We start from the raw sequence: 23,612 nt of genomic DNA on the forward strand, positions 1-23,612 counted from the left end.
AACTGTCTCGGTAGCCGCGACATTCAAGAAGTCGTCTACCGAAGCTACGTCTTGCAGGGTTGCGCTTGTGTTGGACACACGTCGCGCACCCTGCCGCTTCGTACGTGACGCTTTCTATGACAGGCTCAATAATTGGGTATCCAATTATTGAACCTGATGCAAAATTACCTGTTATTCGTAGTGGCCGACTTGCGAGTCCTTACGGCACTCCCTTCCTTGGAAATTTAGCATTTGGAACAGATGCAAATCTTCACTCCGGGGCCAGCGGTAGCCCAGTCTTCACGGCACCCTCATCATATGTCCAGACTGAAGACGGTATGAGATTGGTAAAGAATCCAGGTGTTTCCCTCATTGGCGTACACTCAGCAATGGTCCAATCACCAACACACGATATCAATGAAGGAGCCCTGAATTTGAACTTATCTTGGTACGCCGAACTGATACCGCAAATCTTGGACTCCAACTAAGCTTCTCCCCACCCCCAGCGGTTGCACGTTGAGAGATAGGTTCGTGCGGATATGAACACGAGCGCGCGGTTGGCCGTGTTCATATTGCAACGGGCGAACGCGCTGGGCGCGTCTGCACGGTCTCGATGATGCGGGCGTGCGACGACTGTTTTAAACAGTCCGCCAGTGAGTCACCGGAAAAATCTAGGAACTGGCGTCTGTGTTCACGAGTATGGGAACCTCAGAACCCCCACGGAGTGTGCGCGTACGGACCGACGACGGGAACGAATGGCGATATAGAGCTATCGAGCGCGCGGCACGCCTGTACGACTGTAACCGCAGTGACGCCATTGCGTACGCCTGCGAAGACGTTGGCCAGCTGGCCGACGGCATCGAAGAGATACTACAGCGGGATGATTTGACTGTCCAACAGCGCCGCGAGATCGCCTCGATCCTCGATGACACCGCCAGCGTGTTGTCCATCTCGTGTGAGGCTTCGGTCTCAGTCGAGGTCGAATCCTGACGCACAGGTCTGCTACTTCTATTTGCCAGATGTGAATCAACTGCTCACTAAAATTGCAGGTTGATAGCGATTTAAAAAACCATTGCACACCAGTGTGGAAATTGATGACTAATCCAGTAGCACATACAATTGGGTTTCACACCCAAATGGGTTAGTCTCTGACCCACCCCCACCCATTTGACTGAAATCCAGTTCACGGCAGTTTGTTCTGAGATAGGTGGTTAGAGAACTGGCTGTATTGACCACTCGGCTTGACCGCCAGCGTGTTGACTCTCTCGTATGTGGCTTCGGTCTCAGTCGAAATCGAATTTTGACCAGTACCCAGTGAAACTCGGTCCCATCGATTCAGAAATTGTCTGTGCGGGCGCGTATTATAAGTATATGCTCGCGGGATGAACGTGAACGCCAGCGAGCGCGGGCGCGGTCGTGCAATTCAGGCGCGCGGGTCGTTCACTTTCTCGCGATGCTCACCGTTGCGCCATTCACGCACGCGGTCGTTGTTCCACCCAGCCGAATACCCGACGATATCGACCGAATCGGCCGAATGTATATAGAATTTGATAACTATGTCATTGTATGTTCTTGCCTTGACTGTGACACTCGTTCACGAGTACTTTCCACTCTTTAACCACTTGGCCCTCAGTTTCCAGTGCACCGCCTGACGATCCGGAGCGAACGCCTGATTTCGGCGCTCGCCGGGGTCCTGTTTTGCGTTCCTGGCTGTCAGGAAGCCACGTTCTGTCAGGATAGGTTCTCGTTGCGTACCGAGTGGCCCTCAGTTTCCACTGCAGCGCGCCCAGACGGTGCGTTAGTCGACTGTCGGAAACGACCGCTCCAGTGCGTCGACGTACGCAACTGCTACCGCGACCTCCGGGTCGCCGTCGAGGAGTGCAGTGATGCGGTCGCAGGCGTGGCGGACGGTCTGACGATGGTGACCCTCGGGGAGTTTGTTCGTCGCGACGCGTCGCATCGTGTCAGTTGTCGCGCACGCGGTTTCGTGGTCTCCCCCAGTCAATGCGCGTCGGGTCTCGGCACACAGTTGTGTGATGACAGTCACCACGTCTGTCGGGAGGTCGTCGGACACAGTTTCGGTTGGGTCGGGACGAATAAAACAGGTTCGTGGGTGATGTGTCGAACGCCCGCTATTATATTGCCGCAGGACGTAGTGGGGGCAAGTGACGATGAGCCTCCGCCAGCAGACACCCACCGCGGTGGTCGTAGGATGACTCCGCACAGCCAGTACGAAAGCAACCTTGAATGGTGTTACGACGCCGTACAGGACGTCTCGCGAACGTTCGCCATCACCATTTCCGAACTCGACGAACCGATGGCCCGTGACATCTGCGTGGGCTATCTCGTCTGTCGCGTCGCAGACACTATCGAGGACGACGACCGCATCCCGCCGGTGGAGAAGGCACGGCTCTTGCGGTCGTACCATCGCGCAATCGACGGCGACGAGGATGGCGATGGGATGGCCTTCCAGAGTGAGGCGGCAGAGTGGATTCCCGACGACCCCGACGCAGACTGGCAAGTGGTGGCCAACACCGACCGCGTCCTCTCGACGTTCTACCAGCTCGAGGCGGACGCACGCGAGCGCATCCGCCCGCCGGTGTGTGAACTCGTCGACGGCATGGCGATGTTCGTCGACCGCTACGCCGCAGAGGGTGGGCTTCGCATCCAGACAATCGAGGAACTCGAAGAGTACTGCTGGTACGCGGCCGGCACTGTGGGGACGCTGGTAACGAACCTCGTCAGCCAGAACGCCGACCCGGCGGTGGCCGACCAGTTAGACGAAAACGCGCGAGCGTTCTCGCTGCTGCTCCAACTCGTCAACGTCGCCAAGGACGTCGCCGTCGACTACGAGGAGGAAAACAACGTCTACCTCCCCGAAGCCTGGCTCGACGAGGCCGGTGTCACCGCCGAGGATATCGGTGCCGGCAGGTCAGTCGATGCGCTCGCGTCGGTCGTCGAGCGGGTGACCGACCACGCCGCGGGCTATCTCGACGGCGGGCAGGCGTGGCTGGAGGCGATGCCCGAACGCCGCGGCAACACGCTCGCTGCCTGGGCGGTCCCCTACCTGCTCGCAGTCGGGACGATACGCGAACTCAGGCAGCGTCCGCGGGACGTGTTCACTGATGGTGGCGTCAAAATCAGTCGCGAAGAGGTCTACGCTGTCATCCGAACGTTCTCGACCGGGGCCGACGCGACAGACGTGGGCCGACTCCGCCGGCAGATCGCCGAACGCCCCCTCCCGGAGTGGTGACGGTGTCGGAGCCCAAAACTGTGCGTGAGGCACTCCATCGATGGTGGATTGCCGATTTCGAGTAGCCGAGTTGATGGATGCGGATGCGATTCTCGCGGTCAAACGCGAAGCCATCAGCGCCCTCCCGGGGACGCAGTACACCGACGAGCAACTCGCTGCCTGGGCACCCGATGACGACGCGCTCTCTGCTTTCGAGTCGGCAGTCGAGAGCGACCAGTTTACTGTTCTGCTCGCCGAGGTCCGCGATGAAATCGTGGCTTACGGCGTTCTCAACGGGCCCGAAGAGCGCATCGATGCCGTCTACGTTCGTCCGGAATACGCCCGCAGGGGGATTGCTACGTCGCTGGTTCGGCAACTGGAGATGCGCGCTCGGATGCAGGGAATCGAGGGGCTGTCGATCATCGCCTCGCTGAACGCCCGTCCGTTCTACGAATCGCTTGGCTACTGGACGTTCGGAACAAAAGTCAGGACTATCGATGGTGTGGACATCGAGTTTGCAGTGATGCACAGGCGACTGGTGGCGGACTGACCGGTCGACCCCGCCAACTTCTTTTGCCACTGCTCGCGAGCGGTTCGTATGGACAAGCAGGACATTCGCGAGCGCGTCTGGGACGACCTGGAGGACTCCGGTGACGCCCGGTTTCCGTTTCCGCCACACGGGCGAATCCCGAACTTTGCGGGCGCCGATACGGCTGCCGACCGCCTCGCTGCCCAGTCCGAGTTCGAGCAGGCCGAGACCATCAAAATCAACCCCGATTCACCACAGCGCCCGGTCCGAAAGCGAGCACTCGACGCCGGCAAGACCCTCTACATGGCAGTTCCGCGACTGGCCGACGAGGAGTGCTTTCTCGAACTCGACCCGAAACGAATCGACGACATCGACGATGCGACCACGATCAGTGGGGCTGACGAGGCCGGCGTGCAGGTTCCGCCCGACGACGTGGCACCGATCGACCTCGTGGTGTCGGGCAGCGTCGCAGTCTCGGAGTCGGGCGACCGAATCGGGAAAGGCGAGGGGTACAGCGACCTCGAATACGCTATCCTGCTCGAACTGGAGCTGCTCGACCACGAGACACCAGTCGCGACGACGGTCCACGAGCGGCAACTTCTCGACGAGCGTGTCGAGACAGCGGCGCACGACGTGACGATGGACCTCGTGGTGACGCCCGAACGAGCAATCCGTGTCGCGGATGCGCCGAAGCCGGCGGGACTCGACTGGGAGTTGCTCTCGGCCGAGCGGATTGCAGAGATACCAGTGTTAGAGCGGTTCAGAGTGTGAGGGGTGGAGGTCTTAGTCGGGGGGCAACTGTCCGTCGACAAGCGCCGTCAGCAGCTCTCGCGCCACAGCTTTGTCGAGCGGGTCGTTGGCGTTGCCACAGTGGGGCGATTGGACGCAGGCCGGACAGCCGTCCGCACAGTCACAGGCCGAGACGAGGTCGAGTGTCGTCGCCGCGAGGTCGTCGATATCTTCGTAGCCCTGCCGTGCCAGTCCGACGCCGCCCGGATAGCCGTCGTAGATGAAAATGGTGCTGCGGTCGGTGTGGGGATGCAACGGCGTCGAGAGCCCGCCGATATCGCGGCGGTCACACAGCACTCTGAATGGCAGTGTCGCAATCATGGCGTGTTCCGCGGCGTGGATACCACCGGCGAAATCACCCGTCTCGGCCAGTTTCGTCTGCAGTTTGGCAGGCAGCGTATAGTACAGTGCCCGCGTCTCCAGCGTCGTCTCGGGCAAATCGAGCGAGCGCTCACCGAGTAACTCCCCGCTCTTGCTGTCGCGGCGCTCGAAGCCGGTGATCTGCTTGCGCATAGTCACTCGTGCGAATCGAACGGACACGTCTGAGCGCGCGGCAAGTTCCCGCTCGTCGAGGTCTTCCTCGACAGTGATGGTCTTGTCGTGGCGCACCCGCGTGAAGTAATCCGCCCAGGTGCGGTCTACCTCCGCAACGTCGTGGCGCAAGTCCAACTCGACGACTTCGTAGGTGGTTCCCTGGTGGTGGTAAATCGCGCCGGGGTGTGCGTCCCGGAGCGCGTCGTCGAAGGGGAGTGTTCCGATGGTGTCGCCGTCCCGCGTCCGGAGTTGGACTTCGCGGTCGGCGGCCGTCCGGAGACTCATCTCGTGTTGGGGACTGCCGTCACCGCTGTCGAGCCAGCGGGTGCCAGCGTCGGTCGTTCGGCGCTCCAGCTGCCCGGCCGATTCGAGGTCTGCGACCACGTCCGGAAACGTCTCCCCGAAGTAGCGGTCGTCGTCGGGGCGGAGCCACGTCTCGCGAGCGGCTGCACGGACGTGTGCTGGCAGCAGGTGGTCGTTCTCTGGGTTGGTGACCGCCTGCTCTGGCTTCTCGTCGAACAGCTCGCCGGGATTTCGCGCGACGAACTGGTCGAGTTGGTCCTCGCCGGTGATGAGCGCGACGAGACTGGGATCCTCGCCCCGGCCCGCCCGGCCGGCCCGCTGGAAGGTCTGCATCCGCGTGCCGGGATAGCCGTCGAGCAACACGGCGTCGAGACCGCCCACGTCGACCCCGAGTTCGAGTGCACTGGTCGACCACACGCCGCGGAGCGACCCATCGTGCAGTCCCGCCTCGATGTCGCTCCTGCGCTGGTCGGTGAGTGCGGCCTGGTACGCACCGACGTTGCTGGCGAGGTCTCCGTGTCCGCGTTCGCGGAGGTCGTCAGCGCTCTCGGTGGCGTACCGTTCGACGGTCTGGCGGGAGTCGGTAAAGACGGCGGTCTGGAGTCCGCGGGAGACGAGGTCGACGAAGAGCTGTTTTGTCTCGACGTGACTGGACTTCCGTCGGCCGGTTCCCCACCCCTCATCGCTGTATTCTGGCGGGCTCCAGACCAGCCAGTGCGTCGGGCCGGTCACACTCTCGTCAGTGTCCACGAGTGCGTACGAGTCGGCCGACTGGCCGGTGACGCGGGCGGCGTGCTCGCGGGGGTTGCCGATGGTCGCCGAACAGCAGACGTACTGCGGGTCGGCGTCGAAGCGCTCGCAGACCCTGTTCAGCCGCCGGAGCACGAGCGACACCTGACTGCCGAACACGCCACGATAGGCGTGGACCTCGTCGACGACAACCGTCTGGAGTCGCTCGACGAACCACTCCCACAGGCGGTGCGCGTGGGGCAGGATGCCGTAGTGAAGCATATCCGGTGTCGTCAGCAAGACCGTCGGCTGGCGCTCCCGAACGCTCTCTTTTTGCGTGCGGGAGAGCTGTCCGGTGTAGCGGTCGACAGTGACTCGCGAGCCAAAGCCAAGGCCACTCGCCAGCGAGGCGAGCGTCTCCTCCTGGTCGTTGATGAGTGCGACCTGTGGGCCGATGTAGAGTGTCGTTCCGAACTCAGCCATCGCCCGCTCGAAGGCGGGGACGGTGTACGCGAGGCTCTTTCCGCTCGCCGTCTGGGTCGCGAGGACGACGTTTTGGCCGTTCCGGACGGCCTCGATAGCGTCGGCCTGGTGGGCGTAGAGCTGGTCGATGCCATCGTCTTCGAGCGTGCTCGCGATGCGCTGGTCGAGGTCGACGCCGCGGAAGACAGCGTCTCGTCCCTCGCGCACGCGATAGTCGGCAATCTGCCCCTCGTAGTAGGGGCGCCCCCGGAGCCAGTCGACAGTGTCGTCCACGGGCGCGCTAGCGGGGGCAGGATAGTAGCGGTTGCGCTTGACGGCGCTGGTTATCGAAGCGTGAAAAATCAGTGTGTCGCTCGTCTGCACCCCGAACGTCCCGACTGAGTTGTCCTGCTGGAGACACCGACCAAGACAGTTCGACTTGCCGGACAGTATTAGACTGTGAGGACCTGCCGGTCCGTGTCGTTGAGCACCCGGTTGACGACACTCCCCATCTTTTTATCGTGAGTGTGGCCACGGTAGCCCATCACGATGAGGTCCGCATCGATTTCGTCAGCGTAGCTGAGAATCTCCTGTTGAGGGACCCCATGACAACACCGAGTCGTGACATCCAGGCCACTCTCCTCGCCGGTCTCGACGATGTCTTTCAGCAGGTCCATCGCACGGTCTTCGGCCTCGTCGGTGATCAGTTCCATCGCGCTCAGGGCCGGTTCACTCATGTGTCTCGTGTCGATGACGTGTAGCGCATGCAGTTCTGCGCCGAACTGTTCGGCCAGTCTGAGCGCTTTCTTTTCGGCCAGTTTACTCTGTTCACTCCCGTCAGTTGGGAGAAGGATTGTCTGATACATTTCGTGTCCCTCCAGGTATAACTACGTGTGGCTGACGTATAGCCCATGGGGACAAATCTCAGATACTGGGACATCTCGCGATGGTGTGGTGTACGTTTTGTGTCCGCCGCTGGTTGGAGACGCTCGTCGGAAACGAGATACGCACAGACACCGTCGCCTCGTCGTTGACGATGTGACCAACCGGTGCTGAAAGATGAAAACCTTGCTTCCAGTTCTATTTGAGGCCGCTGAAGATACACATTTAAAACAACGGACTGTAATGGTACGGGTGATGATGTATTCGGGACTCTCTGGATTCGTATCCGCCGGGACCGCTCTCGGTCTGGTCGTCCTCTGGACGGGTTCGAGTCCCGAGAGCAGCGTTGCAGTTGCCGGACCGCTGTTGCTCGCGGCGTCGACAAACGACGACATCGGTCTTCGCGGCCAGTTGCTCTGGATTCTCGGTGCCGCAGTTACCGGTGGGGGATTGGGGTACGGCATCGCGATGCTCGCTGCGCCGACGGCGACACCTATCGCACTCGGATTCGGCATCGCTGTTGGCGGCGGGCTCGGTGCAGTCGCGCGACTGTTCGCCGTCGGTGAGACAGACGCACAGCCCCCTGATACGGTGACGGTCAGTTCGGCCAGCAACGAGACGAGTGTGCCCGACCCGCAACCGGTCGACCTCTTCGAGGAAAACCCAGACCCGGTGCTGTATTTTGACGACAGCGGCGATGGACCGGTCGTCCGTGCAGCGAACCCGGCCTTCGAGGAAACCTTCGGTGTCGGGGGCGAAGCCGTCGAGAACGCGGCACTCGCCGATGCGCTCATGCTGTCCGAACAGGCAGACGATATCGTCACAGCAGCGAGTCAGGCGCGGGCAGCCGACGCGGTTGTGGCCTGTGAAACCCCGGATGGCATCCGTTCGTTCCGCGTGCGAACGGTCGCACTCGCCCGCGGAGGGTCGACGCGCGGCTACGTGGTATACACGCCGACCGAACACGATGCATGAACGCGACTACCCGGGGTGGCGGGCGATCTCCTGAAACGCCGTCTCGATGTCGTCGAACTCCTCTAGCGTTCCGTCCATCTCGGCTTTGAGTTCCTCAGCCCGAGCCGCGAGTTCCTGTAGTTCGTCGCTGGCCTCCACTTCCTGTGGTGAGAGCTCGGCTTCGAGGAGCGCGAGTTTCGACGTAACTTCGAGATACTCCGAGAGACGGTCGTCGTAGCGCTGGACCTGCAACTGCTGGTCGATAGCGGTGACGAGGTCGGCCTTCTCGACGGGTTTACAGAGGTAGTCGTCGAAATCCATCTCAAGGATGTCCATCCCGGGGTCGACTGCAGTCAGCATGATGACCTTGCAGTCGAACGGTTTGGCGCGAATTTCGGCGAGGACCTCGTCGCCGGCGATGTCGGGCATCCGTCGGTCGAGCAACACCACGTCGACGTGCTCGTCGATCGTTTCGAGCGCCTCTTCGCCGCCGTAGGCGGTCCGAGTCTCGTACTCGTTCCGTAGCCGCAAGGCGTACACGTCAGCGACTTCCTCCTCGTCGTCGACGACGAGCACGGTCGCCTGGTCGCTCCCCGATGACACAGTACACAATCTACCCCCCGACGATAATAAGTGTGTGTTGTTTCCTCACCCTGCAGCGCGCTGGAACGGAAGTTTAAAGATTCGCACAGAGTGACGTTCGAATAAGGATGCTCTCGCCACCGCTTCAAGTCGTCGACAGTCTTTTGCTCCAGTACAACACGGGCGACGCGGTGCTCATCCTGTTCGTGCTGGGCCTGCTGGCGACGCTCCCACTCAAATCGCGGAAGGTGACGACGCTACACACACTGACGTTCGGGCTACTCCTGTTGATACTGCCGGGGCAGATGCTCACGGTCGGTAGTGACGGGGCACACCTGCTGGGTAGCGTCCTCCAGTACAAGATGCTCGGCCTCGGACTTCTCGTCGCGTCGCCGATCGTTTACACGACAAGTTAAGAAGCCAGATCGACGCACACTCACTCTAACTTTCCGAGCGCAGTAAAGAAGTCGAGCGGCGGCCCCGCGATATACACTGGTGTTTCGGCACGCTCGAGATGTATCTCTGCCGGCGGTACGACTGACCGCCGGACGCGACCGTCACTGAGTGCCACCGCGCTCTCGGCGTCGTCGATACGCACCGTTACCGTAGCGTCGGTGTCGACGACCAGCGGCGGCATCGCCTCCTCGCCGCACATCTCGGTGACGATGAAGCCGGTGACGTTCGGGTGGACAATAGGGCCGCCCTCGCTGAGGTTGTAGGCCGTACTGCCGGTCGTCGTCGCCACGAGGACACCGTCGGCGTGGCCGCTGGTGTACAGCGAACCGTCGACGCGGACTTCGATGCTGAGACCGTTGCCGTGGCCGCGCTGTGGCCCCTGCACGACGACCTCGTTGAGTGCGGCCGGGAGCGTCCAGGCGTCGGTACTCGCTGTGAGACGCGGCATCTTCCGTAGCTCGTCGGTTCCGGACCGAATCTGCTCAACAGCCTCGGAGACACTCTCGACGGCTTCCTCGGGTGAGACCGCGTTCAGAAAGCCGACTTCGCCGAGATTGATGCCCATGATTGGCGTCGTGCCTGCTCCCCGAGCGGTAAAGAGAAACGTTCCGTCGCCACCGATACTGACCGCCAGGTCGCAGGTATCGAACTCTTCGACGGGTTGGCTGTCTGGTCTCGGCGTCTCGCCCGCTCCGTCTTCGTGCCAGACGTTGCCCCGCTGGAAGGCCTCGTGGGTCGATTCGTCGACGACCACCTCGATGCCCTTCCGGTGCAGTCGCTCGCAGATATCCCCTACCAGCGAAATCGCACGAGTGTTGCCACGCTGTCCGACGATACCCACTCTCATCGCCGGAGAATTGCGCCGCCACACTCATATACTGTCCGCTCGCCGCTCGCCGTGGGTGGCTGCTGTTTCCTGCAACCCGGGCAAAGTTAATCAGTTCGCAGGATAATCCACGGGTATGCGCAGTGGCTGTCGGGGGGAGTGCCTGTGAGCGAGGACGACGAGGATGGTGACTGGTTCGAAAAGGCACTCCAGGAGGCCGAACGTGAGTCTGAAGCTACCGACGGCGACACAGCGACAGACGAGGCTGCCGATGAGGGTGCGGCGGCCGATTCTACCGACGACGGCCCGTTCGGTAGCGACGGTGACGACGGTGCGTTCGGCGACCCATCCGCGGAGAGTGAGGCGGCATTTGGCGACGACAGCGATGGCGACGGCGCTGACGGCCCGTTCAGCGACGAGCCAGATGACGCCGGTGGTCCGTTCGGCGACGACGGTGGCGCAGGGGGCTCATTTGGCGACGACCCGTTCGGTGGCGGTGACGGCGAGAGTCTCTTCGACGAGGACTTCGGAAGTGCCTTCGACTCGGGGAGCGACGACGAGTTCGACGACGAGGAACTCGACTCCGACATCCCGCGTATCGACCTGGGAATTGAGGGACTCGACGACATGATTCAGGGTGGGGTCCCCGAGCGCCACCTGATGGTCACTATCGGCTCGGCCGGGACCGGGAAGACCACCTTCGGGCTCCAGTTTCTCTATCACGGGCTCCAGCAGGGCGAAAACGCCGTGTTCATCACGCTCGAACAGAGCCACGAATCTATCGTCGACACCGCAAACGAGTGGGGGTGGGGCTTCGACGAGTACGAGGCCGAGGGCAGTCTCGCCGTCGTCGACTTAGACCCCGTCGAGATGGCAAACAGCCTCGACAACATCCGCGGCGAACTGCCCGAACTCATCAAGGACTTCAACGCCGACCGGCTCGTCCTCGACTCCGTCTCGCTGCTGGAGATGATGTACGACAACCCCGCCAAGCGACGCACTGAAGTCTTCGATTTCACGCGTTCGCTGAAAGACGCCGGCGTCACCACCTTCCTCACCAGCGAGGCCAGCGAGTCGAACCCCTACGCTTCCCGCCACGGCATCATCGAATACCTGACCGACGCCGTGTTCGTCCTTCAGTACATCCGCGGCGAAACTCGCGAGACCCGACTGGCCGTCGAAATCCAGAAAATACGGAACGCCAACCACTCCCGCGAGATGAAGCCCTACGACATCACGAGCGAGGGGCTGTCGGTGTACCAGCAGGCGAATATCTTTTGACTACTTTTTTCGCCGTCCTCAGAAACCTTCGATTTCTGATGGGTTGCACGAGACCTTCGCTCTCGTGAACGTCGGGTCTCGGACGCGCTCTTCGAGCGCGCACCGGACCACTCGGCGAAAAAACATAGTGAAAAACACCGCGGGAGCACGCTCCCGCGAGCCCACGCTCGCGTTGCTCGCGTGGAGGCCACTCGCGCTCGGTAGAGCGCTCGCAGGTGCTATCGTAGTGTCCCACCGCTACCGCACAACAACGGCGGTTCTGGCCGACCGTGTGTCTCTCTTACCGCACCACTGTTACCGGCACCAGCGAGCGACGCATCACTGTCTCGGCGACGCTGCCGAGCAAGATTCGCGAGACCCCTTGGCGGCCGTGACTTCCCATCACGATGTGGTCGATGTCGTGTTCCTCGGCGAAGTCGACGATGATCTGCGAGGGTTTGCCGACTTCGACGGCGTGCTCGACTGCCACACCGTGCTCGCCGGCACGCTGCTCGATATCCTCGAATATTTTTTTGGCCCGCCCTTTCTCCTCTTCGTACCACTCCTCGGAGAAACTCGGCACAGAGGCCTGTGCACCGTAACTCGCTTCGGCAGGATTGATGACGTGTAACAACACCAGTGTCGCGTCGGGAAACTCCTCGAAGACCAGTTCGCAGGCCTCGTCGGCCTGCTCCGACCCATCGACAGGGACCAGAATGCGCTCTACCATGGCCGATAGTCCTGCGCCGTCGGTCAAGAAGGTTCGGCTCCTGCGTTCGCGGTATCGGAGATTTTCTCACTTCTATCGCGGCTGAGCCGCGATGACCTTCGCAAACGCTAAGCGTTTGCTCAGTCCTGTCGCAGCAGAACTGCGACAACCTTCGCAGAATCGAAGATTCTGCTCAGTCCCTCCCGTGTTTCGTGACACACTTCGAGAGCCCGATGAGTTCGACCGGCTCGGAGTTGTCAGGCGAGTAGACCACCATCTGCCCTTTCTCCATGTAGGGCACCTTCGACTCCAGGTTGGTCGGGATGTTCACCGCCGAGATGGCATCTTCGTCTCCGAGATTCAACACGACGGTGGTGTTAATCTGCTTGAAGACGGGATCGGCGATGTCCTGTGGGTCCTGCGTGATGAGAAAGAGTCCGAGTCGCTCCTTCCGCCCCTGCTTTGCGGCGTCGGTGAACTTCCCGATAACCTTCCGGGCCTGCACGCTGTCGGCGTCGGTCAAGAAGTTGTGGGCCTCGTCCATCCCCAGCACGACCGGCGTCTCCTTGATGCGCGAAAACTGTGGGTCGTTCGAGAGTTTCTCGTCGACCAGGAGCGACGAGAGCGCTAACACGACCGTCTCAGTCGCCCTCGTGTCGTTGATGTGGTAGGTCGGGACGACCGTCAGTCCGCCCGGTCGAACGAACTCGTGGATACGCTCGGTAATCGGCTTGGCGTCCTGGTCGAAGATGGACCCGAAACCACGCGCACGCCGACGGACGGCGTCGAACGTGGCTTCGTGGACTCGCCCGGTCTCGTCGAGTTCCTCCTTGAGCGCCGGGTCGTCGAGGAAGGACATGAACTGCTGGTAGGTCCCATCGCTGCCGCGTTCCTTTCGGAACCGTTTGAGAAGGACGTTGACGAGTGCGTTGTACTGATTGTCGTTGAGGCCGCTGCCGGCGATGAGCCACGGATTCGAGTGAACGAGCGAGAACGGAATCGTGAACTCGACCTGCTCGGCGTTATGATGGCTGGCAGCGTACGTGGAGTCGCCGACCTTCGGGACGAACGCGACGGTGTCGTCGTGGCCGCCGTGGGCGACGCCCTCCCGGTCGAGGCGGCGGGCGAACTCCGAATCCAGGTCGGGGTTGTCGTCGTGCATCTGGGCGTACTCGTCCTGGGGGTCGAACTGGACGACGGCCGTCTGGACCTCGCGGTCTCCCCCCGTCTCGACGGGATAGGTCCGCTCGCCGGACAGATACTGCCGGAGCACGTTCTTCGCGCCGTGGGTCTTCCCCGATCCCGTCCCACCGGCGACGAGCGTGTGCCGGAAGACAAGCGGATCGCCGTCGGTGTAGTTGTCCTTCAGTCGGTAGTCGATAGTTGGCGGTTGTGCGGCGGTCTTGACCTTCTCGCCGCCGACGGCGAGGTGGCCCAGGAAGACGCCGTCGCTGGGCATCTTCAGCCCCGTCTTGATGTCGGCTTTGTCGTCGGCCGTCGCCACGACCGTCTCCGGTTTCGGGACGCGGTCGGTCATCCGCCGTTTGAGGTCGCCGTCATCAGAATAGAGTACTGCCACCGGTTCCAGCGTCGCCATCAGTTTGAAATCCTGCTCGTCGATGCCGGCAGAGCGCATCGCGCGGCGGGCGTGAATCTCTGTCGCGTCGTCGGCGCGATACTCCTGTGCGTACTCCAGCCCCGTAATCCGGCAAAAGAGCCGCTCGCCATCGGGGTAGGGAGCGAGCAGATAGGTCCCGATACGCACGTCCGAGCGGTTGCCGACGGTGATGTACGCTCGCAGGCGTGTTTCCTCACTCTCCTCGTCGATACGGAGGCCGTCTGATGCCGAGAGAACGCCGATTCCGTGGTCTTCGCCCGCCGGTTCGGCATCGAACGAGGCGAAATCATCGGTATCGTCGGCGGGCGGGGTGGTGCGGCCGCTGGACGCACTGTCGGCCGCACTTGCAGTGTCGCCGTCCGCAGTGTCACCACCCTCGCCGTCGAAGTCAGTGAAATCCCCGAGGTCGGACATGAGCGGGACAACGACGGGGGACCACTAACGCGTTTCCCCACCGGAGCGAAAGTGGTGTGTCGATTGGTGACTCTCCGTCCCGGCGTGGCTTTTTGTCGACTCGCCGCGTACGTCAGCGTATGTTGCTCATTCGCGGGCAGGCTGGGGGGACCGCTCTGACCGGGACGCTCTACGAGCGCGACGACCAGCCGCCGTCCTACCGGGGTGCACCCGACGAATCTGCCCCGTTCACGTGGATCTGTGATGGCTTCTACGAGGTCGAGAGCGGTGGTCAAGTCCAGCAGGTGGGGGACCGCGAACTCCGGATTGCCTTCGAAGAACCGCTCCCGAAGGGGTTCGAGGACCGCGACCAGGCTATCGCGGCGGCAAAAGAACACCTCCGAACGCAGTTTGCCCGCCTCGGCGTCGCCGAAACCGACGTCGACATCGAGATACTGGAAGCCGACGAAGCCGAGTGATTACTGTCATTCGACCGATTCGTCGAGGTCGGCCCCGCAGTCGGGGCAGTAGTTCCGATAGCAGGCCGGGTCGCTCATGAGTGTGGGGACGAGAGGGACTACCAAGGGTGTTTGGTCCGTATCCGGTACCGGAACTAAGCCGCTGCCGTCCGTAGTGTCCGTATGGACCACATCGAGTACGCGTACACGAGCGGGATGAGCGACGACGACGTCGAGAATCGTCTGCGCGAGGCACAGACTGGCGTCCTCTCGCTGTGTGACGACGCCGACGCGCGCGCGGTTCCGCTGGCACACTACTACGACGGAGAGAACCTTTATTTCCGACTCGGAAAGACCGACGACAGCGAAAAGTGGGACGCAATCGAGCGGACGGAAACTGTCACCTACGTCGTCTACGACGCCGAACCCACCGATGGACCGGACGAACTCGATTCGTGGAGTATCCACGTCACCGGCCGTCTCCGAGAACTGCCAGACGCGGACCATAGCCGGTTCGATACCGCCGAGATCAATCGCCGGTTCGCCCCAATCCGCGTGTTCGACGAACCAATCGAAGATATCGACATCGCAATCGTCGAACTCACTGTCGAGACGCTAACCGGGCGGACGACGCAGTTGGCGTGACGCTGTAGAGTGAGACTCCAGTTATTTGAACGTCGGCCGAGTACTGCCGCCAATGAAGGCCGTCGAGTACGCCCGGAACCGTGAGTGGGCGATACTGTTAGGCTACGGCCTGTTCGTCTCGGTGCTGGCTGCGGGCTACTACTACAATCTCACGTTCGTCCAGCTGGGCCTCATCGACCTCGGAACTCGCGTTGTCGGGCTCTCGCGGTACCAGGTGTCGCTGTGGATGGCCGTCCTCGCGCTCGTGGCCTTCGCCGTGGCGCTGCTGGCCGGTATCCTGCTGGACCGATACGGCATCAGCAGGGACCTCCGTGCGAAACTCCGTCTCCTCTGGGTGGTCGTTCTCGTCCAGTTGGTGTTGACCCTCGCTGCACCCCTCCTCCAGAGCGGGGGGCAGTTCGGACTCTGGGTCGTCGTCTGTGCGGCCGCCATCGGTGTCGGGATGCCGGCGACGTTCAGTCTCGCGGTGGATTTCGTCCCGGTCGAAGACCGCGGCCCCGTCGCGGCTATCACCACCGCTGTCGCGTACTTTCTGGCGAACGTCTACCCGACGCAGTGGCGCATCGAATCGTTTAGTCTCGTGATGAGCGCTGCGATGGTCCCCGCCGTTCTCGTTCTGGGGGTACTCGCGTTCCGCCGGGTCGGCGTCGTCGAGGCACTCGCGACAAATCACGAACGCGACGCCTTCGGTATCGGCCGGTTCTGTCGCCCCACTCCCGTTCGCACGCGCAGCTACGCGTTCTGGTCGGTCGTCTTTCTCCTCTTTGGCGTCTACTTCATCGACAGCCTCGGCTTTCTGCGCATCATCGAGACGCCCGCGTACATCTACACGTCGTGGCAATCGCCTGACTTCGGCGTCCACCTGTTGATTGGTGGTGTCCACGTGCTGACGGCCGTGATGGCTGGCATTCTCTACGCCAACTTCGGCCGTCGGTGGCTGTTCTTGTTGGTCTTCGGACTCTTTGGATTCACACATCTCATGTACGTCTTCGACATTCGGGCCGGCATCGGCGACGCCCCACTGTTGTTGCCACTCTTTTACGCCGGGGCGGTGAGTTTCTACACCGTGATCAACTTCGCTGTCTGGCCCGACCTCTCGACGCCCGACACCATCGGTCGCCACTCCGCTATCGGCGTCGGGCTGGCCGGCTTTCTCGCGACCTTTCTCAGCACTGCCGTCGTCCTCTACACGAAAAGTGAGGACGTGCCACTGGCCGCCCACCTCAACGCTGTCGACGCCCTCGCGCTGCTCTTTTTCTTCCTGCTTCTGGTCACCATCTACGGCCACCGGATGGTCGTGCTCGCACGCGAACGGAGGGTTTCCTCGTGAGACCCGAATCGGTGCCGTTGCTTCTCGTGGCACTGCTGCTGGTCTCTGCCCAGCCCGGCGTCGAGACGATAGCGACCATCGTCGACGGCGACCAGCAGATAGAGAGCGACAGTGACGCCGTTATCGTCGTCGGCGGGAACGCCACCGTCCCGGCGGACTCGCGAGTCTCAACCTCGGTGTACGTCGTCGATGGAACCGTCCGAATCGCGGGCACTCTCGATGGCACGGTCACCCAACTCGCGGGGGATGTCACAGCCGAGCCCACAGCGACAGTCACCGAAAGCTACCGCGTCTACGGCGGGACACAGACAATCGCCGACGATGCACAGGTTCCGGTTGACCGCGTGGCGGAACCGCTCACTGCCCAGCGCTCGCCGGCCGAGGCTGCCGGTGTGTTCGTGATGCAGGCGCTCGTTCTCGCACTCGTCGCGTTCCTTCTCGGTCGGCGGTATCCGGACCTGCTGGCGAACGTGAGTCACGCGCTTCGCGCTCACCCCGCTGTCAGCGGCACCGTTGGCCTGCTCACCATCGTCACGCTGCTTGCGCTGTTCGTGTTCATGGCGTTTACAATCGTCCTGTTGCCTGTGACGGTGCTGGGACTGGGCAGTGGTCTCCTCGTCGTGCTGTACGCGTACGTCTGCGTTGGCTATCTGCTGGGGCAGTCTCTCCCCGTCGCCAACCCCGGCCCCGCGACGGCTGCCGGGACAGTCCTATTTTTCGTCGTCCTGGAACTGCTCGGACTGGTTCCGGTCGTCGGTGGACTGCTCTCCCTGCTCGTGCTCGTGGCCGCAACTGGGGCGGTGGTCGTCACGTACTTCGGGCTCCGACGGTTCCAGCCGGTCCGGATTCCGCCCGTCGAGTAATGCGCTCGCCGGCTCACTCTACGCGGGCCATCGTGTACGACAACTCGTCGATTGTCGCCCGCCAGTAGGGCGCTTCCCCGTCGGGTGTCTCCCACGCCACCTCTCCTTCCGTCGGGACGAGCATCCCCTCGCGACGCTCGTAATTCCGGAACTGTCCGACCCACGGCGCGTACTGACCGTCTTCCTGCCGATACCGCTCGGCGGTCACACGCGCTACCGTGTCGTCGGGGCCGACGTGGAAGACGGCCGACGCCGTCACGCCACCATCCTCGATAGTCGCCCGTGCCGACGTTTCGTCGACTGGCTCCCATTCGACGCCCTGTGAGGGCAAGAGTGCAGTCGGGTACCAGACGGCTTCGGCGAGATATCTGAGTAGCTCCGCTTCGTTCATCTCTGGCGTTGGTCCGGCCTGCGCGACGGGAACTGTCGACCGGATGCGGGCGTCGAGCACACCTTTACCGTGCTGATAGCGGTCGACGACGCGAACCGGGAGAAACGGGGCCACGTCGATAGTGGCGTCCCACAGCAACCCCGGTGGTCGCGTTGTAACCCACTCCGTTGCGGTCAGTGGATGCCAGCTGTTCCCGAGGCGAAACTCCCCGCGCTGGTGGAACCGTGCACGCCTGACTACGGGCTGTTCCCCCGCGAGCGCGTGATCGAAGTACCGTCTGATCGGGGGCGGGGCCGATTCGATATCTTCGCTGGTGACGACCCCGGTCTGGGGGTCGGTATCGGCGACGAGTTCGCCGATGCGACGGCGTACTTCGCGCTCAGCGCGCCGCCGCTGGCGAACGGCGAGTGCGGCGAGGACAGCGATGCCGAGCGCTGCAGCCCGGCGGGCGGTGAGACGTGTCATTGGTCGTGTCTCGACGCTCGCGACTATCAATCCTGGCGTGTGTCCGGACTCGTCTGCCCGCGTAGTCGCTCCATAACAATGGTTGCGTCCGTATACGTCTCGCAATGACGATGCGCTTTGATTGTGCTGTGCGGAACCCGTGGACAGTCGCAGAACATGACCGAATAACTGCGGGCACGCCAGTACCATGGTGAGCGTCGTCTCCGTCGTCGGCGCACGCCCGCAGTTCGTGAAGGCCTTCCCGGTGTCACACGCGTTGGCACCCGACCACGAGGAGGTTATCGTCCACACCGGGCAGCACTACGACGAGCAACTGAGCGACGTGTTCTTCGAGGAACTGGACATTCCGACGCCGGACTACAACCTCGGCGTCGGGTCGGACACGCACGCTGTCCAGACGGCCGAGATGATGACCGAACTCGACGGTATCATCGCCCGCCACGGCCCCGACGTACTCCTCCTCTACGGGGACACCAACTCGACGCTGGCCGGTGCGCTCGTCGGAGCGAAACGCGACACTGTCGTCGCTCACGTCGAAGCCGGGCTCCGTAGTCACAACTGGGAGATGCCAGAGGAGATCAACCGCGTGCTGACCGACCACGTTTCGGACTTGCTCTTCGTCCCGACTGCACGAGCGACCGAAACCCTCGTGAACGAAGGTATCACCGACGGCGTGTACGAGTCGGGCGACGTGATGTACGACGCCTTGCTGGCGGTCCGCGAGCGTGTTCACGACCGTCGACCGACGACGAGCGACGCAGTCGACGGCGAGTACGTCCTCGCGACGGTCCACCGCGCGGCCAACACCGCCGATACCGGGCGTCTCACAGCCATTCTCACCGCGCTCTCGGAAACCAGTCTCCCGGTGGTGCTGCCTGCGCACCCGCGGACGACCGACGCGATGAACAATTATGAAATGGCGACCGACGACTACCCCGGCATCGAGTTCGTCGACCCAGTTGGATATCTCGACTTCGTCGCCCTGCTCGACGGTGCCGAGCGCGTCGCGACCGACTCCGGTGGCGTCCAGAAGGAGGCGTTCTACCTCGACACGCCGTGTGTCACCCTCCGCGAGGAGACCGAGTGGGTCGAGACCGTCGAGTGTGGCTGGAACGTCCTCGTCGGAGCCGACGAGGCCGCCATTCGCCGAGCACTCGAACGCCCGTTCGAACCCGATTCGAAACCCCGACCCTACGGTGACGGCGACGCTGCCGCCCACATTGCCGAGGTGGTGGGGCGTGGGTAATCTCGATGGACACTCCTTCGGACTCTGTCTCACCCACGACGTGGACCGGCCCTACAAGCGGCTGTACCAGGCGCTTTATTACGCGGTCCGGGACCGGGACGACCGTCACCTTCGAGAGTATCTCGCCGGACAGAACCCGTTCTGGCAGTTCGACGCGATCACGTCGCTGGAGTCTGACCTCGGCGTTCGGTCGGCGTTTTACTTCCTGAACGAGCCGCGCTTGCCGGCGTCTGACCCCGAGACGCTGCTGGACTCGACCGCCTGGCTTGAGAAACTCGGCCGGTACGACGTAATGGACCCTGCAATCACGGGGGTAATCCGTGACCTCGACGCCGGTGGCTGGGAAGTCGGACTCCACGGCTCCTATCACACCGCACGCGACCGTGACCGTCTGCGCACCGAGAAAGAGCGCATCGAGACGGTGCTCGGCCACGCCATCACTGGCGGTCGCCAGCACCATCTCCGCCACGCGAACAGGGTGACCTGGCGGCACTACCGCGCCCTGGGACTCCAGTACGACGCCAGTCTGGGGTCGACCACCGACTACGGCTTCGGCGGTGAGTACTGGGTCCGCCGGCCGTTCAACGACGATTTTGTCCTCTTCCCGCTGACGCTCATGGAGCAGACACTCCCCGACCCCGGTGAGCACTTCGACCGTGCCTGGGAAATCTGCGAATCTTTGCTCACCGAGGCGGCCGCCAACGGCGCGGTGATGACTGTCCTCTGGCATCCCCGGCTGTTTGCGGACAGGGAGTTTCCCGGCTATCGCCGACTCTATCGCCGACTCGTCGAGACGGCACTCGATAGAGACGCGTGGGTTGGCCCACCAGCCGACTTCTACGAGACGTTTCTTTCCGACGGGCCACAGCAGGAACCCGTTCAGATATAACGCATACTCGCCCGGTAAGGTAAGCTTACAGCCCTGAAAACCGGATAAGCGGCTGTTACTAAAGCGGGTCTACGGCTTTCGGGAAGACGATGCGCTATCTCTTCTTCACGAACACACCGGCGCACGTTCACCTCTACAGACACGCCATCAATCACCTCGAAGACGAGGGCCACGACGTGCTCGTCCTCGGACGCGACTATGGCTGTACGAAAGCATTACTGGAGTTTTACGACCTGCCACACGAGATATACGGGGTCTGTGAAACGACGAAGTTCTCACTGTTCCGTGAGCTACCGAAACACTTCGCACACATATTCCGGTCGACACTCCGGTTCGATCCGGACCTCGTCTTCGGCATCGGTTCGTACGCGGCCCCAGCGGGCGCGCTCGCCCGGGTACCCGTCGTCCTGATAACGGACTCCGAACCCGTGGCAGTCGATCAGTTCGTTTCCAGAGCGCTCGCGGATGTCATCCTTACCCCCTACACGTTCCGGAAGGATCTCGGCAGCAAACACTTCCAGTTTCGCGGGTTCAAGGAGACCGCTTACCTCCACCCCGACGTCTTCGAAGCCGACGAGGGCGTTCGCGACGAACTCGACCTGGCTGCGGACGAGCGCTTTGCCATCGTCCGCCTGAACGCGTTTGGCTCACACCACGACATGAACCACGGCGGGTTCTCCGACACACAGCGGCGGGAACTCATCTCCACGCTGGCTGAGGAGGTAACGGTCCTCGTTTCAGACGAAGGGGAGACGTTCGACTTCTCCTCGGTCCCGGCCCGACCGTTCGATGCTCATCCGGGATACCTTCACGACGCGCTCGCGGCGAGTTCGCTGCTCGTGACCGACACTCAGACCATGGCCACCGAGGCGGCACTGCTCGGGACGCCGGTCGTTCGGTCGAACACGTTCGTCGGCGAGGAAGACATGGGGAACTTCCTCGAACTCGCCGACCGTGGCCTCATCTACAATACAGACTCCTTCGAAGACGTGCTGGCGACTGCACGGACGTTCGTCAGGGACGAACGCGTTCCCGAGCGGTGGGACAGAAATCGTCGTGAATACGTGTCCGAACTGGACAACATCACCGAGATAATCACGGAAGTCGCGGCCTACCGCGGGCACGTCGGGCCGGTTTCCCGTGTCAAACCGTGGGCCGGTCCCGAACACGGGTAAGTGGCGGTTCTCAGAGTGAGTCCGGACTCACGCTCGTGCCGTCGATGAGAATCGTGTAGTCTGAACTGTCGACGTTTGCACTCCAGTCGGTGACGTCTCCGACGACAGCGAAGTCGTCGGTGTAGCCGTTGCCGGTCACGCCGGTGACGGTCGTCGTGCCGTCGCCGTTCTCCGTGGTCGTGTCGTTACCTTCTGCTTCCGGGCCCTTTGTGACGGTGCCGTCGATCGTGAACTCGTACTCGACGAGCGGGCCGCCAGATTCGGTTTCGACGGTCAGTGAGCTCTCAGTTGGTTCGTCGCCCGCTGATTCGATTTCGTCGCCGTCGAGGAGGACGGTGTAGTTGGAGCTGTCGACGTTTGCGCTCCAGCCTTTCAGATCACCGACAATACCGAACGAGTCATTGTAGCCGTTGCCGGTCACGCCGGTGACGGTCATGGTTCCGTCGTCATTCTTCGTGATCGTGTCGTTGTTTTCTGCGGCCGGTCCCTTCGTGACGGTGCCGTCGATCGTGAACTCGTACTCGAGGAGTGGACCACCCTCCTGGGTCTCGATCGACAGTAGGCGCTCGTTAACGCTCTGCGCTGACGTGTCGACCTCGTCGCCGTTGACCAGAAGTGTGTAGTCAGCGCTGTCGACGCTTGCATTCCAGTCGGCCAGTTCTCCATTATACTGGAAGTTGTCGGTGTAACCGTTGCCAGTCACGCCGGTGACGGTCGTCGTGCCGTCGCCGTTCTCGGAGAGCGTGTCGTTAGTTTCGGCAGCTGACCCTTTTGCAACGGTGCCGTCGATCGTGAACTCGTATTCGACGAGCGGGCCGCCCGATTCCGTTTCAACGGCTAGCGTGTTCGAAAAATCCGACTCACTCGTCTCCTCCGAACTGTCCTCATTCGAGGACGAACTGCCTGCTGTGTCGCCGGCCGCCTCCTCGGCGGTCAGGGGCACTCCTTCCGGTGGTTCCTTCGATGGGTTGTTGGTGACGTTCGTCCTCTCTCCGATATCACCCGACAGCGGACCATCGACACGGCAGTCACGGACGAGAGCCTCCGACCCGTCGGCAGCGATGACGGCGTGGGTGCCGTCTTCACCAGCCATCGAGATGTCGCAGTTCTCGACGACCATCGTCGCTCCCTCCTTCATATAGATCCCACGAGCGTTCTTCCCTGCCGGCACCGGGGAGACTGGCTCGTCGACGACGATTGTCGAGTCCTTGACGTAGCTTCCGTTCGTCCCGATACGGAATCCGGAGATGTTGTTGTTGTGGGCGTAACTCTGCTCGATTTTGACCGTCCCCGCGTCGGGTCCTTCCTGTGCACCTGGGCCGGAGCCATAGAGACCGTTGTCTGCCCAGCCACCGATGTTGACCTGACGGAAGATAAGTTCACCTTCGTGTGGGGTGTTGGCGTTCACCCAGACTCCTCCAAGGCGGTTCGCATCCGTCAGTCCAGTCCCGTCGCCGAGGTAGAAATTCTCGACGACCGCGGTCCCACCCGCCGAGACGCTGGGAACGAAGATCTTGCTGGGTCGTTCGACGTTAATCTCGCCTTTCACGCCGACGTTCCGAATGGCCCAGCCATCGCCTTTGGCCCGAATCGACACCGACGCTCCGTTGGCCGTGACGTCGATGAGAACGTTCTCCAGTGTGTCACCGGAGCCAAGGCTGATGTTCTCGGTCTCCCCTGCGGGAACTTTGATCGTTTCGTAATCGGCGGCGCTCGCCGACGACGTTGCCATCCCCGCGACGGTGGTTGCCGCCACGGCGGCGGCCGTTGATTTCAGGAGTGACCGACGGCCGATAAGCGTCTCCTTCTCGGCCGCAGGATCTGTATTCTGTTCAGTAAGCGAATTATTCTCCACGTTTTCCGAGTCGTCGTTGGTCGGCACATCTGGGTAGGAAAGGGATATACAGATAGTA

The 23,612-nt window shown here is 62.2% G+C and carries 23 protein-coding genes; 14 read left to right on the forward strand and 9 right to left on the reverse strand.

Going from position 1 to position 23,612, the window contains the following annotated elements; genetic code table 11:
* Positions 1 to 678 precede the first annotated feature (678 nt).
* Positions 679 to 969 carry a DUF7692 domain-containing protein gene (locus WDJ60_RS00005; RefSeq protein WP_340097660.1) on the forward strand — a complete coding sequence of 97 codons (291 nt, stop codon included), beginning with the start codon at positions 679 to 681 and terminating at the stop codon, positions 967 to 969.
* Positions 970 to 1,777: 808 nt separating this feature from the next.
* On the opposite strand, the gene WDJ60_RS00010 is transcribed toward WDJ60_RS00005, so the two are convergent.
* Positions 1,778 to 2,053: a DUF8101 family protein gene (locus tag WDJ60_RS00010; RefSeq protein WP_340097661.1), complete on the reverse strand. Its 276-nt coding sequence runs from the start codon at positions 2,051 to 2,053 to the stop codon at positions 1,778 to 1,780.
* 138 nt (positions 2,054 to 2,191) lie between these two features.
* On the opposite strand from WDJ60_RS00010, the gene WDJ60_RS00015 reads away from it, so the two are divergent.
* The 3 genes from WDJ60_RS00015 to WDJ60_RS00025 all read left to right on the forward strand — a co-directional run bounded on the left by WDJ60_RS00015 (position 2,192) and on the right by WDJ60_RS00025 (position 4,511).
* Positions 2,192 to 3,232: a phytoene/squalene synthase family protein gene (locus WDJ60_RS00015; RefSeq protein WP_340097663.1), complete on the forward strand. Its 1,041-nt coding sequence runs from the start codon at positions 2,192 to 2,194 to the stop codon at positions 3,230 to 3,232.
* A gap of 73 nt (positions 3,233 to 3,305) precedes the next feature.
* Positions 3,306 to 3,761: a GNAT family N-acetyltransferase gene (locus WDJ60_RS00020; RefSeq protein WP_340097665.1), complete on the forward strand. Its 456-nt coding sequence runs from the start codon at positions 3,306 to 3,308 to the stop codon at positions 3,759 to 3,761.
* Between the two features lie 48 nt (positions 3,762 to 3,809).
* On the forward strand, positions 3,810 to 4,511 hold the full coding sequence (locus WDJ60_RS00025) for a 5-formyltetrahydrofolate cyclo-ligase (protein WP_340097667.1): 702 nt from the start codon (positions 3,810 to 3,812) through the stop codon (positions 4,509 to 4,511).
* Positions 4,512 to 4,523: 12 nt separating this feature from the next.
* On the opposite strand, the gene WDJ60_RS00030 is transcribed toward WDJ60_RS00025, so the two are convergent.
* Both WDJ60_RS00030 and WDJ60_RS00035 read right to left on the reverse strand, forming a co-directional pair.
* Positions 4,524 to 6,851, reverse strand: a complete 2,328-nt coding sequence (locus WDJ60_RS00030; RefSeq protein ID WP_340098348.1) for a DEAD/DEAH box helicase — start codon at positions 6,849 to 6,851, stop codon at positions 4,524 to 4,526.
* Between the two features lie 158 nt (positions 6,852 to 7,009).
* Entirely contained in the window at positions 7,010 to 7,423 is a 414-nt protein-coding gene (locus WDJ60_RS00035; protein ID WP_340097668.1) for a universal stress protein, read from the reverse strand.
* A 271-nt stretch (positions 7,424 to 7,694) separates the two neighbouring features.
* Here WDJ60_RS00035 and WDJ60_RS00040 point away from each other — a divergent pair, with 271 nt between their 5' ends.
* Positions 7,695 to 8,414, forward strand: a complete 720-nt coding sequence (locus tag WDJ60_RS00040; protein ID WP_340097669.1) for a PAS domain-containing protein — start codon at positions 7,695 to 7,697, stop codon at positions 8,412 to 8,414.
* A gap of 6 nt (positions 8,415 to 8,420) precedes the next feature.
* Here WDJ60_RS00040 and WDJ60_RS00045 read toward each other — a convergent pair whose 3' ends face one another.
* Positions 8,421 to 8,996, reverse strand: coding sequence for a response regulator transcription factor (locus tag WDJ60_RS00045; RefSeq protein ID WP_340097671.1), 576 nt, complete (start codon positions 8,994 to 8,996; stop codon positions 8,421 to 8,423).
* 107 nt (positions 8,997 to 9,103) lie between these two features.
* On the opposite strand from WDJ60_RS00045, the gene WDJ60_RS00050 reads away from it, so the two are divergent.
* On the forward strand, positions 9,104 to 9,391 hold the full coding sequence (locus WDJ60_RS00050) for a DUF8006 family protein (RefSeq protein ID WP_340097672.1): 288 nt from the start codon (positions 9,104 to 9,106) through the stop codon (positions 9,389 to 9,391).
* A 20-nt stretch (positions 9,392 to 9,411) separates the two neighbouring features.
* Here the strand turns inward: WDJ60_RS00050 and WDJ60_RS00055 are convergent, their stop codons facing one another.
* Positions 9,412 to 10,278: an NAD(+)/NADH kinase gene (locus WDJ60_RS00055; protein ID WP_340097673.1), complete on the reverse strand. Its 867-nt coding sequence runs from the start codon at positions 10,276 to 10,278 to the stop codon at positions 9,412 to 9,414.
* Positions 10,279 to 10,422: 144 nt separating this feature from the next.
* Here WDJ60_RS00055 and WDJ60_RS00060 point away from each other — a divergent pair, with 144 nt between their 5' ends.
* Positions 10,423 to 11,538, forward strand: a complete 1,116-nt coding sequence (locus WDJ60_RS00060) for a KaiC domain-containing protein (protein ID WP_340097674.1) — start codon at positions 10,423 to 10,425, stop codon at positions 11,536 to 11,538.
* Positions 11,539 to 11,818: 280 nt separating this feature from the next.
* Here WDJ60_RS00060 and WDJ60_RS00065 read toward each other — a convergent pair whose 3' ends face one another.
* Together WDJ60_RS00065 and WDJ60_RS00070 are read right to left on the reverse strand one after the other, a co-directional pair.
* Positions 11,819 to 12,247 carry a universal stress protein gene (locus WDJ60_RS00065; protein ID WP_340097675.1) on the reverse strand — a complete coding sequence of 143 codons (429 nt, stop codon included), beginning with the start codon at positions 12,245 to 12,247 and terminating at the stop codon, positions 11,819 to 11,821.
* Positions 12,248 to 12,419: 172 nt separating this feature from the next.
* Positions 12,420 to 14,258, reverse strand: coding sequence for an ATP-binding protein (locus WDJ60_RS00070; RefSeq protein ID WP_340097676.1), 1,839 nt, complete (start codon positions 14,256 to 14,258; stop codon positions 12,420 to 12,422).
* A gap of 119 nt (positions 14,259 to 14,377) precedes the next feature.
* On the opposite strand from WDJ60_RS00070, the gene WDJ60_RS00075 reads away from it, so the two are divergent.
* The 4 genes from WDJ60_RS00075 to WDJ60_RS00090 all read left to right on the forward strand — a co-directional run bounded on the left by WDJ60_RS00075 (position 14,378) and on the right by WDJ60_RS00090 (position 17,533).
* The gene (locus WDJ60_RS00075; protein WP_340097677.1) at positions 14,378 to 14,716 is read left to right on the forward strand and encodes a DUF7113 family protein; all 339 of its coding nucleotides are present in this window, start codon (positions 14,378 to 14,380) and stop codon (positions 14,714 to 14,716) included.
* Positions 14,717 to 14,878: 162 nt separating this feature from the next.
* Positions 14,879 to 15,340: a pyridoxamine 5'-phosphate oxidase family protein gene (locus WDJ60_RS00080; protein ID WP_340097678.1), complete on the forward strand. Its 462-nt coding sequence runs from the start codon at positions 14,879 to 14,881 to the stop codon at positions 15,338 to 15,340.
* A gap of 52 nt (positions 15,341 to 15,392) precedes the next feature.
* Complete coding sequence (locus WDJ60_RS00085; RefSeq protein WP_340097679.1) at positions 15,393 to 16,670, forward strand: MFS transporter; 1,278 nt, start codon at positions 15,393 to 15,395, stop codon at positions 16,668 to 16,670.
* Complete coding sequence (locus WDJ60_RS00090) at positions 16,667 to 17,533, forward strand: hypothetical protein (RefSeq protein WP_340097680.1); 867 nt, start codon at positions 16,667 to 16,669, stop codon at positions 17,531 to 17,533. Before WDJ60_RS00085 ends, WDJ60_RS00090 begins: the two co-directional genes overlap by 4 nt.
* 13 nt (positions 17,534 to 17,546) lie before the next feature.
* On the opposite strand, the gene WDJ60_RS00095 is transcribed toward WDJ60_RS00090, so the two are convergent.
* Entirely contained in the window at positions 17,547 to 18,389 is an 843-nt protein-coding gene (locus tag WDJ60_RS00095) for a DUF6920 family protein (protein WP_340097681.1), read from the reverse strand.
* 187 nt (positions 18,390 to 18,576) lie between these two features.
* On the opposite strand from WDJ60_RS00095, the gene wecB reads away from it, so the two are divergent.
* The 3 genes from wecB to WDJ60_RS00110 all read left to right on the forward strand — a co-directional run bounded on the left by wecB (position 18,577) and on the right by WDJ60_RS00110 (position 21,699).
* Positions 18,577 to 19,635, forward strand: a complete 1,059-nt coding sequence (wecB, locus tag WDJ60_RS00100) for a non-hydrolyzing UDP-N-acetylglucosamine 2-epimerase (RefSeq protein WP_417750419.1) — start codon at positions 18,577 to 18,579, stop codon at positions 19,633 to 19,635.
* A complete protein-coding gene (locus WDJ60_RS00105) occupies positions 19,628 to 20,524 on the forward strand; it encodes a polysaccharide deacetylase family protein (protein ID WP_340097682.1) in 897 nt (298 codons plus the stop codon). Before wecB ends, WDJ60_RS00105 begins: the two co-directional genes overlap by 8 nt.
* Positions 20,525 to 20,613: 89 nt before the next feature.
* Positions 20,614 to 21,699: a DUF354 domain-containing protein gene (locus tag WDJ60_RS00110; RefSeq protein WP_340097683.1), complete on the forward strand. Its 1,086-nt coding sequence runs from the start codon at positions 20,614 to 20,616 to the stop codon at positions 21,697 to 21,699.
* 10 nt (positions 21,700 to 21,709) lie between these two features.
* Here WDJ60_RS00110 and WDJ60_RS00115 read toward each other — a convergent pair whose 3' ends face one another.
* Positions 21,710 to 23,581, reverse strand: a complete 1,872-nt coding sequence (locus WDJ60_RS00115; RefSeq protein WP_340097684.1) for a right-handed parallel beta-helix repeat-containing protein — start codon at positions 23,579 to 23,581, stop codon at positions 21,710 to 21,712.
* Between the last annotated feature and the right edge of the window lie 31 nt (positions 23,582 to 23,612).

The sequence above is a fragment of the Salinibaculum salinum genome (assembly GCF_037645885.1).
Classification (GTDB): domain Archaea; phylum Halobacteriota; class Halobacteria; order Halobacteriales; family Haloarculaceae; genus Salinibaculum; species Salinibaculum salinum.

What these genes read in the sequence shown, in the direction of transcription:
- WDJ60_RS00005 (WP_340097660.1), top strand. Translation starts at nt 679, where the DNA reads ATGGGAACCTCAGAACCCCCACGGAGTGTGCGCGTACGGACCGACGAC.
- WDJ60_RS00015 (WP_340097663.1), top strand. Translation starts at nt 2,192, where the DNA reads ATGACTCCGCACAGCCAGTACGAAAGCAACCTTGAATGGTGTTACGAC.
- WDJ60_RS00020 (WP_340097665.1), top strand. Translation starts at nt 3,306, where the DNA reads ATGGATGCGGATGCGATTCTCGCGGTCAAACGCGAAGCCATCAGCGCC.
- WDJ60_RS00025 (WP_340097667.1), top strand. Translation starts at nt 3,810, where the DNA reads ATGGACAAGCAGGACATTCGCGAGCGCGTCTGGGACGACCTGGAGGAC.
- WDJ60_RS00035 (WP_340097668.1), bottom strand. Translation starts at nt 7,423, where the DNA reads ATGTATCAGACAATCCTTCTCCCAACTGACGGGAGTGAACAGAGTAAA.
- WDJ60_RS00040 (WP_340097669.1), top strand. Translation starts at nt 7,695, where the DNA reads ATGATGTATTCGGGACTCTCTGGATTCGTATCCGCCGGGACCGCTCTC.
- WDJ60_RS00050 (WP_340097672.1), top strand. Translation starts at nt 9,104, where the DNA reads ATGCTCTCGCCACCGCTTCAAGTCGTCGACAGTCTTTTGCTCCAGTAC.
- WDJ60_RS00055 (WP_340097673.1), bottom strand. Translation starts at nt 10,278, where the DNA reads ATGAGAGTGGGTATCGTCGGACAGCGTGGCAACACTCGTGCGATTTCG.
- WDJ60_RS00065 (WP_340097675.1), bottom strand. Translation starts at nt 12,247, where the DNA reads ATGGTAGAGCGCATTCTGGTCCCTGTCGATGGGTCGGAGCAGGCCGAC.
- WDJ60_RS00070 (WP_340097676.1), bottom strand. Translation starts at nt 14,258, where the DNA reads ATGTCCGACCTCGGGGATTTCACTGACTTCGACGGCGAGGGTGGTGAC.
- WDJ60_RS00075 (WP_340097677.1), top strand. Translation starts at nt 14,378, where the DNA reads ATGTTGCTCATTCGCGGGCAGGCTGGGGGGACCGCTCTGACCGGGACG.
- WDJ60_RS00080 (WP_340097678.1), top strand. Translation starts at nt 14,879, where the DNA reads ATGGACCACATCGAGTACGCGTACACGAGCGGGATGAGCGACGACGAC.
- WDJ60_RS00085 (WP_340097679.1), top strand. Translation starts at nt 15,393, where the DNA reads ATGAAGGCCGTCGAGTACGCCCGGAACCGTGAGTGGGCGATACTGTTA.
- WDJ60_RS00095 (WP_340097681.1), bottom strand. Translation starts at nt 18,389, where the DNA reads ATGACACGTCTCACCGCCCGCCGGGCTGCAGCGCTCGGCATCGCTGTC.
- wecB (WP_417750419.1), top strand. Translation starts at nt 18,577, where the DNA reads ATGGTGAGCGTCGTCTCCGTCGTCGGCGCACGCCCGCAGTTCGTGAAG.
- WDJ60_RS00110 (WP_340097683.1), top strand. Translation starts at nt 20,614, where the DNA reads ATGCGCTATCTCTTCTTCACGAACACACCGGCGCACGTTCACCTCTAC.